The sequence below is a fragment of the Shewanella sp. NKUCC01_JLK genome, assembly GCF_019345615.1.
In the GTDB taxonomy this organism is placed as follows: domain Bacteria; phylum Pseudomonadota; class Gammaproteobacteria; order Enterobacterales; family Shewanellaceae; genus Shewanella; species Shewanella oncorhynchi.
Window position 1 is genome coordinate 12520 of sequence record NZ_JAHKRD010000019.1, and the last position, 14797, is coordinate 27316.

At 45.4% G+C, this 14797-nt stretch carries 11 protein-coding genes and 1 pseudogene; 6 read left to right on the plus strand and 6 right to left on the minus strand.

What is annotated here, in order from left to right; all coding sequences use genetic code 11:
• Window positions 1-317: 317 nt before the first annotated feature.
• Window positions 318-2462, plus strand: a complete 2145-nt coding sequence (locus tag KO537_RS18485; RefSeq protein ID WP_219235264.1) for a M3 family metallopeptidase — start codon at window positions 318-320, stop codon at window positions 2460-2462.
• Between the two features lie 214 nt (window positions 2463-2676).
• Here KO537_RS18485 and KO537_RS18490 read toward each other — a convergent pair whose 3' ends face one another.
• The 3 genes from KO537_RS18490 to KO537_RS18500 form a co-directional block, all read right to left on the minus strand.
• Window positions 2677-3060: a GCN5 family acetyltransferase gene (locus KO537_RS18490; protein WP_173244192.1), complete on the minus strand. Its 384-nt coding sequence runs from the start codon at window positions 3058-3060 to the stop codon at window positions 2677-2679.
• Window positions 3061-3510 carry an acetyltransferase gene (locus KO537_RS18495; RefSeq protein ID WP_173248611.1) on the minus strand — a complete coding sequence of 150 codons (450 nt, stop codon included), beginning with the start codon at window positions 3508-3510 and terminating at the stop codon, window positions 3061-3063.
• A 276-nt stretch (window positions 3511-3786) separates the two neighbouring features.
• Window positions 3787-6000, minus strand: a complete 2214-nt coding sequence (locus tag KO537_RS18500; RefSeq protein ID WP_219235266.1) for a M3 family metallopeptidase — start codon at window positions 5998-6000, stop codon at window positions 3787-3789.
• A gap of 253 nt (window positions 6001-6253) precedes the next feature.
• Here KO537_RS18500 and KO537_RS18505 point away from each other — a divergent pair.
• Both KO537_RS18505 and KO537_RS18510 read left to right on the plus strand, forming a co-directional pair.
• Window positions 6254-6454: pseudogene (locus KO537_RS18505) on the plus strand (hypothetical protein); the annotation flags it as partial.
• Between the two features lie 447 nt (window positions 6455-6901).
• Window positions 6902-7396: a hypothetical protein gene (locus tag KO537_RS18510; RefSeq protein WP_219235268.1), complete on the plus strand. Its 495-nt coding sequence runs from the start codon at window positions 6902-6904 to the stop codon at window positions 7394-7396.
• A gap of 646 nt (window positions 7397-8042) precedes the next feature.
• Here KO537_RS18510 and ggt read toward each other — a convergent pair.
• The gene (ggt, locus tag KO537_RS18515; protein ID WP_219235270.1) at window positions 8043-9782 is read right to left on the minus strand and encodes a gamma-glutamyltransferase; all 1740 of its coding nucleotides are present in this window, start codon (window positions 9780-9782) and stop codon (window positions 8043-8045) included.
• A gap of 108 nt (window positions 9783-9890) precedes the next feature.
• Between ggt and KO537_RS18520 the strand changes: the two genes are divergently transcribed.
• Window positions 9891-11231, plus strand: coding sequence for a GNAT family N-acetyltransferase (locus KO537_RS18520; RefSeq protein WP_219235272.1), 1341 nt, complete (start codon window positions 9891-9893; stop codon window positions 11229-11231).
• A gap of 74 nt (window positions 11232-11305) precedes the next feature.
• On the opposite strand, the gene KO537_RS18525 is transcribed toward KO537_RS18520, so the two are convergent.
• Entirely contained in the window at window positions 11306-11929 is a 624-nt protein-coding gene (locus KO537_RS18525; RefSeq protein WP_219235273.1) for a LysE family translocator, read from the minus strand.
• Window positions 11930-12154: 225 nt separating this feature from the next.
• Window positions 12155-12637, minus strand: a complete 483-nt coding sequence (locus KO537_RS18530; protein ID WP_219235275.1) for a hypothetical protein — start codon at window positions 12635-12637, stop codon at window positions 12155-12157.
• A 255-nt stretch (window positions 12638-12892) separates the two neighbouring features.
• Here KO537_RS18530 and KO537_RS18535 point away from each other — a divergent pair, with 255 nt between their 5' ends.
• Window positions 12893-13468: a YbhB/YbcL family Raf kinase inhibitor-like protein gene (locus tag KO537_RS18535; protein WP_168827397.1), complete on the plus strand. Its 576-nt coding sequence runs from the start codon at window positions 12893-12895 to the stop codon at window positions 13466-13468.
• An 11-nt stretch (window positions 13469-13479) separates the two neighbouring features.
• A complete protein-coding gene (locus KO537_RS18540; RefSeq protein ID WP_251071153.1) occupies window positions 13480-14646 on the plus strand; it encodes a major royal jelly family protein in 1167 nt (388 codons plus the stop codon).
• Window positions 14647-14797 lie beyond the last annotated feature (151 nt).

Here is a 14797-nt window from a genome sequence, read left to right on the forward strand (position 1 = left end):
AAATTTTAGCCAATGTTGATCACTTATGCTCGCATGTCTCTTGGCTTGATTGAGGTGAGTTAGGTTTAGCGTAGCGTTGGCATAGGCTTATTTAGACGGGTAATACACATAAAGTGATACAAATAAGCTGCGCTCTGGGCGGGTAAAACTTGGCTGAAATGCGCGTAACTTGTTAAGGTAGTTCATCGAAATTGACGTACGAAGCTACACAAGTTCGTTAAAACAGACTGTTGTAAACCGAAAGCCAAAATCCATTTGCGCGCACTTTTCACCTTAAAAATACAATCGAAAGGGCAGCAACATCCAAGGGAGTTAATATGCGTAAGTCCGTTATTACCACAGCCGTAGCTGCGGCATTGTTACTTGGCGCTTGTTCAGACAAGCCTGATGTAAGCACCAATGAAGCCAAAAATGCCGTTGCGACTCAAACTGCTGCTAAAGCGCAAGCAACTAATGTGCTGCTGAGCAAGAGTCCCCTGCAAGATCAAGCGCCGCAATTTAATCTTATTCAGTCCGCAGATTATGCTCCCGCCTTCGAGCAGGGCATTAAAGCTCACGATGCAGAAATCGCTGCGATTATGAATAACAAACAAGCGGCTAGTTTTGACAATACCATTCTCGCCATGGAAACCTCGGGTGAATTATTAACGCGCGTATCGCGTACCTTCTTTAATCTCGCAGGTCTGATTTCTGATGATGATTTCCAGAAAACCGAAGCGGATCTGGCACCTAAGCTATCTGCCCACCGAGATAATATTTATCTCGATCCAACGTTATTTGCCCGTGTTGAAGCCGTATATCAGCAAAAGAGCAGCCTAAATGCAGAAGATCAGCGTTTAGTTGAATACTACTATGAGCAGTTTGTCCGCGCTGGCGCGAAATTGTCGGCCGAAGATAAAGCTAAGATGCGAGACTTTAACGCTGAGCTTGCAACCTTAGCGACGGACTTTTCACAAAACAGCTTAAAATCATTTAAAGATGATGTGGTTGTTGTGACTGATAAAGCCCAGTTAGCCGGTTTATCCGACAGCGAAATCGCTACTTTAGCCGCAGCGGCCAAAGCTGCGGGAAAAGAAGGCTATTTGATTACGTTAGTCAACACGACACGCCAACCTGTACTTTCTAGCCTGAGCAACCGTGAACTGCGCCAAAAAGTGTGGGAAACCTCGGCGCACAGAGCCGTCGCAATCAATGGTCCATTGATTGTCAAAATGGCGCAAATACGGGCTAAAAAAGCCAATTTACTGGGGTTCGATACTTGGGCATCCTATGCGGTTGCCGATCAAATGGCGAAAACACCAGCCGCTGTGTATGAAATCCTCGATGATTTAGCGCCAAAAGCTTTAGCTCGCGCCAAAGTGGAGGCGGCTGATATTCAAGCTGAAATCAAAAAGGCGGGCGGTGATTTTGAACTGCAACCTTGGGATTGGGCTTACTACGCCGACAAAGTGCGTAAAGAGAAATACTCCCTCGATGAAAGCAGTATCAAGCCTTATTTCGAGTTTAATACTGTGCTGAAAGACGGGCTGTTTTTCGCTATGCATAAATTGTATGGCATCAGCTTAAAACCGCGTACTGATTTACCCGTGTGGCATTCCGATGTTTTAGCCTTTGAAGTCTTTGATAAAGATAACAGTTCTATTGGCTTATTCTATCTAGACCCCTATGCCCGTGAAGGCAAAGGCGGCGGCGCGTGGATGGATGAGTTCGTCACCCAAAGCGGTCTGCTCGGCACTAAGCCCGTTGTCTATAACGCGCTTAATATTCCTAAGCCAGCCGATGGCCCAACGCTAATGACCTTCGATGAAGTGACCACTCTGTTCCATGAATTTGGTCATGCGATACACGGTTTATTCTCGCAGGTGAAATACCCAAGCGTGGCTGGCACATCAACCGCACGTGACTTTGTTGAGTTCCCATCACAGGTTAACGAAGATTGGAATATCGATCCTGCTGTGATTGCTAACTATGCCAAACACTATAAAACGGGTGAGCCAATTCCTAAGGCGCTGCTCGATAAAATCTTAGCGGCAAATAAGTTTGGCCAAGGTTTTGATACCGTTGAGTACCTGTCAGCGGCCTTGTTAGATATGGAATGGCACTCTATCAGCGCCGATACTCAAATTAGCGATGTAGAGAAGTTTGAGCACCAAGTGCTAGCTAAACATGGTCTTGATTTTGCGCCAATTCCACCCCGTTATAAATCGAGCTACTTTAGCCATGCCTTCTCCGGTGGTTATTCCGCAGGTTATTACGCGTATTTGTGGACCGAAGTGTTTGCCGCCGATGCCTTTGCCTATATGGGTGAGCAAGGTGGCTTAAAAGCCGATAATGGTGACAAATTCCGTAAGGAAGTCTTATCTAAAGGTAACAGTGAAGATCTCATGCAAGATTATATTCACTTTACTGGTAAAAAACCGACAACAGAGGCACTGTTAAAGCGCCGCGGTTTAGTCGATTAATTGATTAATTGTAAAAAGCTAAAGGCTTGTTAGGGAAACCTAACAAGCCTTTTTTATTGATGTCAGGGCGGATTTATTAACCATTTTTTGTTTCAAGACAGGAGGTTTAGAGGATAAGGAAATCTGCAGGTAACGCTCCTAATCACAGTTCCAAAATAGTTTGTTGGAATGTTGTCGAAAGACAGTCTTAAACTATTTTTTATTGATTAAATTGTTATGTTTGATTGTCACTTATAAAGTTAGTAATAGTGTCCTCCTTACGTTGACTCTCTAATAGCCACTCAACCCTCCATTCAGTTAGGCGTTCACCTGTTTTATGAATGAATTTTCCTGCTTCTGGTTCATCAATCCATTCAAGCTGTTTAACAAGTACTAAAGGCGCTTCAGACCCGTCAGTTTCATTCGAAAATTCAAGAGCCTCATTATAAGTATGAAATGCGTAATAGTAGATTTCACCATCAAATTCATCTGGAGCACCTTGCCAAGGGCGGCACCAAACACGATATTCTAGTACTTGATCATAGAAATAACCGCCGCCTGATTTTGTTTCCGCCGGATACTCTCCAATCCTATTCTCATCGATTGAATCAGGATACATCTACAATCCCTCAATGGAATATAACGCCAGATGCAACAGCGGATAAGGTTTACCCTGTCCATCAACGGGTGAGCGACCCGTTACTGAAAAACCAATATGCTGGTAAAAACCTAATGCTTGCTGATTCTGCTCATTAACATCAACCTTTGTGGCTCCCAGTTCTTTAATGGCATGTGTCGCTAGCATGGAACCAATCCCTTTTCCGCGCGCGTCAGGTGAGATGAACAGCATTTCAATATTGCCATCATGTACCCCGCAGAATCCGAGGATTTCTCCATTGTCATTTTTAGCGCACTTTAAGTGAACGGCGTCAAAATATTGTTCGAGGATCAACGGCTTTAATTCCTGTAGATCTTCTTCTGCTAAAAAGTCATGGGTTGCTCTCACTGATGCTTCCCAAATATTGAGCAGACTAAGATGATCTGCTTTTTCTACCATCTCAATATTCATCATATAACTCTATTGAAAATTTAATGCCGCCTAAGCGGTGAATCATAGTGGGTTAACATGTGAAGCGGAAACGTACCACCTTTACGAATCCGCGTTTAAAAAGTTTAGGCGTAAGTTCCGTAACATCTTTTTCCCAAGATGTTACCTGCCAAGCTGCACTCTGTCATCTTGACCTTTCTCGCCATTTCCCTATTTGGTATCAGTAAAATAAAAACAGGGAGTGTTAGCTCCCTGTTGGTGATATTTCAAACTTCAATTTAGAGGGATGATGTTATGTTACTCGGCCAGTAATCCGCGGCTACGTAGTAGCGGCTCTATACCGGCTTCTTTACCGCGGAAGTTTTTATACATCAGCATAGGATCATCGCTGCCGCCTTTCGAAAGGATATTGTTACGGAAGGAATCCGCAGTGGCCTTGTCGAAAATGCCGTTTTCTTTAAAGGCTTCGAAAGCATCCGCACCTAAAATATCCGACCAGAGGTAGCTGTAGTAGCCTGCTGAATAACCACCTGCGAAAATATGCGAGAAGTAAGTGCTGCGATAGCGTGGGCTAATTTCCTCAATCAGTCCCATTGCCGCTAACGAGTCCGCCTCAAACTTGGCCGCATCCTTTGGCGTTGTATCGGTTAGTGTGTGCCAATCTAAATCGAGTTTAGTGGCCGCCATGTATTCAACGGTAGAAAAACCTTGGTTGAACTTGCTGGCCGCTTGGATTTTCTGCACTAGCTCCTGCGGGATCACTTTGCCAGTTTTGTAGTGCTTGGCAAATTGGGCTAACACTTCTGGCTGAGTCATCCAGTTTTCATTCACTTGCGATGGGAACTCAACGTAATCGCGAGGTACGGCGGTGCCGCCCTGTGAGCGATATTCGACGTTCGATAACATGCCGTGTAGTGCGTGGCCAAATTCGTGGAATAGTGTGCTGGCTTCATCGAAGGTCAGCAGCGCTGGCTCATTACCCGCTGGGCGAGGGTAGTTTAATACGTTGATAATAATAGGTTTAGAATCAACGCCATTCATATTGTATTGCTTGCGGAAGGAGTTCATCCAAGCGCCGCCACGTTTGCTGTCACGGGTGAAATAGTCACCCATAAAGATGGCCATCAGTTTGCCGTCTTTATCGTAAACTTCCCAAGTACGGACTTCGGCATTGTATTTGGGTAAGTCGGTACGTTCTTTAAAGGTCAAACCGTACAAACGGTTAGCCGTGTAGAACACGCCTTTTAATGTACTGTCGAGGGAGAAATACGGGCGGGTTTGTTGCTCGTTAAAGCTGTACTTAGCGACACGAATTTTGTCGGCGTAGTAATCCCAGTCCCACGCTTGCAGCTTAAAATTGCCACCTTGAGCGTCAATCATGGCTTGCATATCAGCCACTTCGGTTTTTGCTTGGGCCAATGCCGCTGGCCATACTTTATTGAGTAAACCGTAGACGTTTTCTGGTGTTTTAGCTGTGCGTTCTTCTAACACGAAATCCGCATGGGTTTTATAGCCCATCAGTTGAGCACGTTCAGCACGCAGGGCAGCAATCTTAGCGAGTATAATCTTGTTATCGTTGGCGTTATTGTTGTTACCGCGCTCGATATAGCCTTTGTAGAGTTTTTCACGTAACTGGCGATTATCGGCATAGGTCAAAAAAGGCGTAATAGAAGGGCGAGACGTGGTAAATACCCACTTGCCTTCGTGGCCACGTTTTTTGGCGGTTTCAAAGGCTGTGGCAATCACATCTGCGGGTAAACCCGCGAGATCGGCTTTACTATCAACCACTAATTCGAAGGCATTGGTTTCGGCTAATAGATTGTCACCAAAGGTTAAATTGAGTTTGCCGATTTCTTCGTTCAGCGCGCGCAGTTTGGTTTTATCTGGCTCGCTTAAGTTAGCGCCGCCACGGGTGAAAGATTTATAGGTATCTTCCAGTAATTTGGCTTGGGCTGTGTTGAGCTTCAGGTTGTCTTTTGCGTCGTGGACGGCTTTAACTTTTTGAAACAGTTTGTCATTAAGCAAAATATCGTCTTCGGCGGACGATAACATAGGCGACACTTCTTTCGAGAGTGCTTGCAATGCTTCATTCGTATCCGCGCCCGTCAGGTTAAAGAAGACGTTAGAAACGCGCGTCACTAGATCGCCAGAAAACTCCATGGCTTCAATCGTATTGGCGAAGGTGGGTTTGGCTTTATTATCAACAATTGCTTGAATTTGTTCGTGTTGTTGGGCGATTCCCGCTTTAAATGCGGGGAGGAAATGCTCAGGCTTGATTTTATCGAAGGCCGGAATTTCCATAAAAGTATCATAGGGTTTAAAGAATGGATTAGTCGCATTCTGGCTGATAATTTGTGCTGACACTGCATTTGGCGCCGCACTTGCTTGAACACTGGCATCGGGTTGTTGTGTGCTACAGGCGCCCAAAGTTAAGGCTAAAGTGATGGCACTTAGCGTGAGCTTAGCTCCGTGTGGCGTGAGGGCTTGCGATTTGAGGGTTAGTCCCTTCATTATTTGTTCCCCGTTAGGTCGATATTGTTATGGATGTTTGCATGATGATGGCCTTGGATTTCAGGAAAAATTTGAAGTCTACGTGCGGCTAAAACCATTAAATTAAGCTTAATGTGACTGTTTAACATGTATCGGACTAGGGGTTCCATCGATTTTGTGTTTAGTTTGTAACAAATGTTTTGTTTTAGGCTTTTAAGCAAAAAATGATGGCAAACTGGGCGAGGATATTATTGCGTCTCAGGCACGTTTTCTTGGCTTAGTCGACCCTAAACCCATTGCAATTGGCGGCTCAACGAACAGTAAATTACTCCCCATTGCTTTAAGTTTTGACCCAGCGATGCTGGGCGTGGAATACACAGGCCATACCGAAAAAGAGTTTATCACCCACAAGCAATTCATGCTGAACCTAAAAATGTATACCGCAGCGTTTATCGAGCTATCGGCGGTGAAATAGTGATCTCTACCATTACAAACTTCGTTTGAATTCTTTAATTACAATCAAAGTCGTGGGGCTTCACCCCACACCCGACCAAGGAGGACTGCTCGTCCTATCCTCCTTGGATGCTCCATGACGCCCCCAACGGAGTTGAGAGCCCCTTGTGCTCATTGCCAAATTTGCTATCGCTTCCGAAGGATGCGTCCTTGCACCTGCGAAAGCTAGCTCGCCATCCATGGCGAGACTCACGCAATTTGTCTATTCGCCCTGCGGCAACTCCGAGGGGAGGTGTATTCCTTGGAGTTTAGAGTCGTTAGATAGCGATTCATCAGCAAAAAATAAGTGCGAAAAATGAGAAAGCTAAAACGATATCAAGTGATTACCCATCAAACTGTATAAAAAACCGCTTCCGCAAAAAAGCAAATTCCTATAGCATCATTTATACCAATTGACATGGATGTAACTGTGGACTTAGGTGTAAATCAACTACTCCAAAATGAGGGGGTTGGATTAGTGCCAAGCTATGCACCGATAGTCGGACGAGCACTTGAACATGAGTATCAACACCAGAGTATTGAATGTCATGACTTATTCGGGGATGACCTGTTAATACCAAATTTCGATGCGTTATCTTGGGATCAAATCATCGAACTCAGAGGTGATAAATACATTGAAGCCTTTAGAAGTATGGTATTTGAGACAGTTATCGACAATCCAACTTCTGTAGATAAAGCTTTGGTTTCCCAAGTCCAAAAAGACCTTTGGGATTTAGCTTCTGAAGTAAAACCAAGTATCACAAAAACATTTTTGACAGGTTTTTTGGGAAATTTGCCATCGCCTTTAATACTTAACCCAATAGGTACTGGCGCTGCAATTAACGACACTTACCAGGCAAAACAAAGAGCTGATAGGTATGGGCACGTATTCTTTATCCAAGGCATACGAGGAAAAGAGAGTTAACAAGAGCCAATTAAGGCGAACACCTAATAGTTGGTGCGTTCGCTTCGTTCACAATTATAGCCAACTATTATCCGCCGCCTATTGGGGCGTTACCCATAGAGATTTTAATTCGAAACTCACAAATTAGAGTTAGGAATCTAACTCATGTATGTCCAAAAGTATGTTGCGTATGTCTTTTAAATCTACAGGTTACACTAGTGCCAAAAAGGTGAGTCATGGTGATTAGCGAGACGACCGTCCGCCCCATGGACGGGGCGGTCGAGCATCCAAGGACGGACTAGCTGCGTGTCGATGAGTGAATGCCATGGTAAGCCTATATGAGTGTATACCAGCCAACCACTAGGATCCCAACGATTGAAATAACATGTCACCCGGTACAAATTGCCTATGCCACTACAGTCTAAAGGTCAGCTATATTCAGTATGAAAATCAGCTATTCAAAATAATAAAAAGCCCTGCTTATACAGTGATTTATAGCAGGGCTTTTTTAAGCGAGAGTTTGCATTCACTGAGCGGAAGGACAAGCTTTACTCAGGGTTTATGACCTAGTTCGAATAGGTCATAAATCCTTTTATCTCATTCACTTCTTTATCTCACTCATCTCTTTACACTCATCTCTTTCACTAACATTGGCATCATGGGGATGCTAGTAGCCGATAGCTTCGCTACCCGAGTGGCGTGGATCAGAAGCACCAAAAATTCCTTGTTCGGTCACCATGATTGATTGTGTGCTGCCCATAGCGGATTGTACTTTCACTTTGTGTCCTTTGGCTTCGAGCAGGGAAATGGTATCGCGATTAAAGCTGGACTCGACTCGCAATTCATCGGGTTGCCATTGATGATGAACCCGCGCCGCATTACTGGCTTCCGCGATATTCAATCCATGATCAATAACATTCATGATGATCTGCAGTGTGGTGGTGATAATGCGCGAACCACCTGGACTGCCAGTGACGAGGAAGGGTTTGCCATCCTTCATTACTATTGTTGGGCTCATTGAGCTGAGTGGGCGTTTATTGCCCTCGACCGAATTGGCATCACCGCCCACTAAACCGTAGCCGTTGGGCACGCCGGGTTTGGCTGAGAAATCATCCATCTCGTTATTGAGCAAAATGCCAGTTCCCTTGGCCACTAAACCTGAACCGTAGCTGAAGTTTAAGGTGTAAGTGTTTGAAACCGCATTGCCCCATTTATCCACTACCGAGAAGTGAGTGGTTTGGTCGCTCTCATAGGGGGCGAGCTTGCCGGGCTTGATTTCAGCGCTCGGTGTTGCCTTATTCATCGCAATTTGGCTGGCGATTTTTTGGGCGTAGTCCTTACTGGTTAAGGCTCTGACGGGCACCTTATAAAAGTCGGGATCGCCTAAGTATTCGCTGCGATCGCTATAGGCGTACTTCATGGTTTCTGCCATCAGATGAATCGTCTGGGCGGTATTGTGGCCGAGTTTGTCTATTGGGAATTGCTGCAATACGTTGAGCATTTCGATGATGTGCACGCCGCCCGATGATGGCGGTGGCATAGACACAACCTCGTAACCGCGGTATTCGCCGCGCACGGGTTCACGTTCCACAACTTTATAATTTTTAAGGTCGTCTAAGGTCATAATGCCGCCAGCTTCTTTCACCGCATTGATGAGCTTAGTGGCGGTTTCACCTTCGTAGAATCCTTTGGTGCCTTTTTCTGCGATAAGACTTAACGAATGGGCAAGTTCAGGTTGTTTAAGAATATCATCCACTTGATAGTCACTGCCGTCGGCTTTGTAGAAGATAGCGGCCGTGGTTGGCCATTGGGCCATGCGGCGTTTTAGGCCGGCAAGGGATTGGGCAAGATCTGGCGTCACGCTAATGCCTTCCTGCGCCATTTTAATCGCGGGCGCGGCGACTTGGGCGAGAGTCATAGTGCCATATTTCTCAAGGGCTAAGCTCATGCCCATCACTGTACCTGGCACACCTACTGCAAGACCGTGTTCGCGGCTTAGTTTTTCAACTGCGTCGCCATTTTCGTCGAGGAAAATGTTTTTCTTGGCTTTAGACGGCGCCATTTCACGGTAATCGATAGCGATGGTTTTGTTTTCTTTGGCAATATGCACCAGCATAAAACCGCCGCCGCCGATATTGCCAGCACGGGGTAAGGTGACTGCCAAACAGAAGGCGACAGCCACTGCGGCGTCAACCGCATTACCGCCTTGCTTTAGGATCTCAACGCCGGTGCGACTGGCGAGAGCTTCTTGGCTTGCGACCATACCATGTTTAGCCCACACAGGTTGTGCGGTGGCCATCTGGCTGAAAATTGGTGATTCATCGGCAAGCAGACTGGGAGATGATAGTAGGGGAAGCGCCATCGCAATGGCGAGAATAAGAGGTCTAAAAGGTCTTGTTGGACGCATACTCAATCCTGAATTTATTTTAATTATGGCTATGCAATGTGCCGAGAATTAGGCTTAATTGCAACCTCGTATACTTGTTCACACCAGTAAAGGACGATAATTTACCCAATGAGACAGCTTATTTTGGCTTTTGCGAGCTCAATGTCGGATATTTCGGCCAGTGCGTGGAATGCCGCCATGGGTGAGGCGAATCCATTTTGCCGCCATGAGTTTCTGTTGGCACTCGAGCAAAGCCGCTCCGCTTGCACTGCAACCGGTTGGACGCCTCGACATTTATGCGTGTTCGATGCGGGTGACACATTAAATGATGTCGCCAGCAAGGATAAAAGCTTGTCGCCTTTGGCTGAAGGAGGGTTTATCAGTGTGCAAACGGCTAAGCACTTCAATCAGTTCCCACTAATTGCCGTCATGCCCTTGTACCAAAAATCCCATTCCTACGGTGAGTATGTGTTCGATTGGGCGTGGGCCGAAGCCTATGAGCGGCATGGGCTCGATTACTATCCCAAATGGGTGAATGCGATCCCTTTTACCCCAGTGCAAGGTCAGCGGATGGGCATTCATCCCGCATTGGAGCACGCCGAGCAACTGCGCGTGGCGGCATTACTGTTGCTGACATTGAATCGCCGACTAATATCAACGCAGGATAATCTCGTACTTAAGGAAGCTATTCTTAATCAGCCAGGGCTGGGCGACAGCCCGATTTCCTCATGGCACAGCCTGTTTGTTACCCCAACACAAACGCCGTTATTTGAAAGTTTGCCAAATTCGCTGTTAAAACGCTTAGGTACTCAGTTCCACTGGCATAATCGCAGTTATCGGGATTTTAATGATTTTCTGGCGGGCTTTAGTTCCCGTAAGCGTAAAAATATCTTGAAGGAGCGGGCGCAGTTACAGCCTTTTAATCTTAAGTTTCAGTTTGTCGAAGGGGAGCAGATTACCGCTTCGCAATGGCAGACTTTTATCCAATGTTATCAATTAACTTACCTTAAACGCTCCGGTCATCGCGGCTATTTAACGCCAACCTTTTTTCAGCAGTTGGGGGCACAACTCGCTGCGCAAGTCCTACTCTTGGTGGTTGAAGATGCAAAGGGCGAGATGGTCGCTGGTGCCTTATATTTAAAAGGTGAGAATACCCGAGGGCAGAAATGCTTATATGGTCGTTATTGGGGGACGACGGTTGAGCTCGACGGTTTACATTTTGAGGCCTGTTATTACCAAGGTATTCAATATTGTATTGAACATGAGTTTCAAGTGTTTGATGCGGGCGCGCAGGGGGAACATAAGGTGCTGCGAGGCTTTGAACCCGTAGCAATGTATTCCTACCATAACATCGCCCATTTGGGATTTAAGGCGGCGATTGCCGACTTTGTTGAGCAAGAAACACTGCAAATGCAGCAATATATGGCGCAGATGCAGGATGTGTTGCCCTACAAAAAAGCGCCTTCATAAAGACCGAGTTAACGGGACTTTATTGGGCTCATTTTAGGTAGAACGGCTTACATTTAAGCGGTTAGTTCAAACCGTTAGCTCATGGCTAACCAAACTCCTACGCCTATCATTAGGCTGCCCGCAATGCGGTTTAACCAGCGAATATTATCACCACGGCTCAAGAAGATGCGCAGGCTTTTGCCACCACTGGCGTAGGCGAGCATAGAGGTAAATTCGGTCACCATGATAATGCTCAGTAAGGCGAGGAGCTGCGGCGCGACGTCGCGCTCGGCATTGATAAAAGGGGGCAATAGCGACACCATAAATGCCCAACCTTTAGGATTGGCAATGGCGGTAATAAAGCCTTGGGAGATCAAGGTAACATTGCTGGCTCTGGGGTTAGTGTCATCATCGTTTAATATGGCCATCTTGCCGCGCGCGCGCCACATCTGTACGCCGATAAAGCCTAAATAAATTCCGCCAACCCATTTGAAGATTTGAAAGATTTCGGGATAGTTGAGCATGATACTGGCAACGCCCATCACGGCGGCCGTGGCCACTAACGCCACCCCAACCAGTTCACCCAACATCATCCACAGGGTGCGGCGCACACCTATACTCATGCCCAGGGTCATGGCGAGTGTCATGCACATGCCCGGCGTGATAGAAACAAAGAAAAAAGTCGGGATAAACACAGCGAGTAAGGCAAAATCAGGCATGGTTTGGTCATTCTTGGGTGAAGATGAGAAGGGCGATAGTGTAATGAAAACGGTGGATTTAGCCAATCTGCTTATTTTGAACTTGCTCTCTTTAAATGTAATCGGTTGTGTTGGCTGGCGATATTTCACGCAAAAAGCATATTGTAGTTATTATTAACAATATGCTCACTAACCCCATTGTGATTAATTCTGCAGTTGTTCGGTTAACAGCGATTAACTTCATAGTTAACAAGATAAGACATTGACTGTAGGTTCTACATCAGTATCGATCAAGTAGACACTATCGGCGCCCACCATATAATAACTGTATAGGTCTTGGTAAATATGTTCGCCTAATTCACCATAATAAGGACGGCGTGCATTTTTTACCGACTTCCATATTGGCCAAGGTAAAGAAAAATAATCGGCATTGGATTGATTCGTGATATTTAAATCTGAATCAATAGGGAATGGCGTATTGCTTTTATCATGATGTTGAATATCGCTAAAGTTATTACTTATGTTATCTAAGAAGGTTTGATAACTTGACTCATCAATTACTTGTATTCCTGATATCGTTGGGAAATACAATTCCATCGTGAATGTATCGTTATCAAGTTCCTGCCACAGTATGGTTAAAGATAAATGGTCTAATCTACAACTCAGGTTCGGGTGTGGCTTTAGGTTTCTGCTCACGGGAAACCAAGGTTGATAAGCCGCTTTAATCATAGCTAATCCTCGTTATATTATTGTGTTAAGAACATATCTTAGTCGTTTGGCTGTTACTTTTTTGCATTATTTTTGCTGAAAGTACCATAACCTAAAAATAACTGAGAAGCATGTTGAGATTATCCAATATTTTTTGAAACTCATATCAACCAAATGCGCCTTATCAATCATAATTTGATTGATATGCTAACCCACATTCTCAAATCAATGGTTAATGACTGTTCTAGGACAGTTCAAAAATGGGTTCAGCACATTATGAAATCGCCTTATTTCTCCTCTTTTAAAAATACTCTCTTGGTGACTGTCGCTTTGGCCGCCAGTATTAATTACGTTATGGCTGACGACAGTGCCTCTGCGTTTAGTCTCGAAAGTAATTTAGCTGATAATTCAAGGTTCCCTCCTGAGTATTATTGGAATCAATTTGGTTGTTCGGGCGAAAATATTGCGCCGCGTTTAACTTGGCAAAATGTACCTGCCGGTACCAAGAGCTTTGCTGTCACTTTATATGACAAAGATGCGCCTACTGGCAGTGGTTTTTGGCACCGTGTTGTGTATGACATTCCGGCACAGGTGTCGACTCTCGCAGGTGGTGTGAATGGCGGAGCGCTACCCAGTGGTGCCATTGAAGCTAATACTGATTTAGGTAAACCTGGATTCTTTGGACCTTGTCCACCAGAGGGACGTGAACACAGTTATGTATGGACAGTGCATGCTTTGGATGTGGCGCAGTTGCCGATAGACAAGGGATCAACACCCGCTTTGGTGGGATTCTATCTTTGGCAGCATAGATTAGGCGAAGCAAGTTTAACGCTTTTAGCTGGCCCACGTTAGGAGGAATGAAGATGACCATATTATCTACGCGCATTACATACCCAATGTTATCAAAGGCTTTTACTCTACTGGCAACCAGTTTGTTGTGTTCTCACTCATGGGCGACACAGACTGAGCCGCTGGCAAAAATGGAAGTCTTTGCCGAACTTGATGGGGCTGTGGGCGGTATTACTTTCACATCAGATGAACGATTGATTTTCAGTTATCACCCTTTCTATCAACCTAACATTAAGGTGGCAGAGCTTTTAGCGGATGGTAGTACTAAGCCATTTCCTAATTCGGATTGGCAGCAATGCCATGATCCGCAGGGCAAAGCGAAAGAACCTGACACTTGCCTTAATTGGGTGTTGGGGCTGCGAACCGACGATCAAGACAGAGTTTGGCTATTAGACTCTGGTCAGCAGGCGCCACGTATTGAGCCTAAATTAGTGGCGTGGGATACCAAGAAAAACCAATTAGATCGCATTATTCATTTGCCCGCGCCAGTCTCTCTTCCTGAGTCACAACATAATGACTTTGTTATCTCATCTCGACATCAAGCGATTGTGATTGCCGATGAGGGGATTGGCACGGGTCCCATTGGTGAAAAGGCTGCGCTGGTGGTTGTGGACTTAAATACAGGGAAAAGTCGGCGCCTATTACAGGGTGATAACAGTGTGATGCCAGACTTACAGCGGCCACTGATTATCGATAAAGACTCAAAAGATAGAAAGCAGATTGAAGTTTATGTGGGTGCCGATGGCATTGCTTTAGATAAAACCCAAACATGGCTCTACTTTGCCCCGATGAATAAAGACAAAGTTTACCGTGTGCGGATGACAGATCTCATCAATCCTTCGTTAACGCCTGCGGCACTCTCTGCCAAAGTGGAGGCTTATGCCGATAAGCCCGACAACGGTGGCTTAAGTATTGATGAAGCGAATAATTTATATCTAACGGAAGTGGGAGAGCGGGCCATTGGCGTGATCCCTGCTGATTCTCGCCAGTATCGCACTTATGTCCATGATGAACGTATGGTTTGGCCCGATGGTGTGAGTTATGGCAAGCAAGGTTATTTGTACTCTGGGGCTGCGCAATTACCGTTATCGGCACCATTAAATAATGGCAAAGCTGAAAACAGTCCACCTTATTATATTTTCCGTTTTAAGCCATTAGCGGCGGGCGTTCGTGGTAATTAATCCGAACAATTAATCTCATCAATTAATTTTATAACCTTACGCCAAGTGCTCATCTTAACTGAATTTATTCACACGTTTTTTGCGGATTAAAACGGTTTGGATTCGCACTTGGTTATACCGAGTCACTGAGTCACGACACCCAGAGGATGAC

Bases quoted from the DNA above. Each gene is read 5' to 3' on its own strand.
- ggt (WP_219235270.1), bottom strand. From the start codon at position 9,782: ATGCGTCCAACAAGACCTTTTAGACCTCTTATTCTCGCCATTGCGATG.
- KO537_RS18490 (WP_173244192.1), bottom strand. From the start codon at position 3,060: ATGTATCCTGATTCAATCGATGAGAATAGGATTGGAGAGTATCCGGCG.
- KO537_RS18535 (WP_168827397.1), top strand. From the start codon at position 12,893: ATGAAATCGCCTTATTTCTCCTCTTTTAAAAATACTCTCTTGGTGACT.
- KO537_RS18540 (WP_251071153.1), top strand. From the start codon at position 13,480: ATGACCATATTATCTACGCGCATTACATACCCAATGTTATCAAAGGCT.
- KO537_RS18500 (WP_219235266.1), bottom strand. From the start codon at position 6,000: ATGAAGGGACTAACCCTCAAATCGCAAGCCCTCACGCCACACGGAGCT.
- KO537_RS18485 (WP_219235264.1), top strand. From the start codon at position 318: ATGCGTAAGTCCGTTATTACCACAGCCGTAGCTGCGGCATTGTTACTT.
- KO537_RS18525 (WP_219235273.1), bottom strand. From the start codon at position 11,929: ATGCCTGATTTTGCCTTACTCGCTGTGTTTATCCCGACTTTTTTCTTT.
- KO537_RS18495 (WP_173248611.1), bottom strand. From the start codon at position 3,510: ATGAATATTGAGATGGTAGAAAAAGCAGATCATCTTAGTCTGCTCAAT.
- KO537_RS18530 (WP_219235275.1), bottom strand. From the start codon at position 12,637: ATGATTAAAGCGGCTTATCAACCTTGGTTTCCCGTGAGCAGAAACCTA.
- KO537_RS18520 (WP_219235272.1), top strand. From the start codon at position 9,891: ATGAGACAGCTTATTTTGGCTTTTGCGAGCTCAATGTCGGATATTTCG.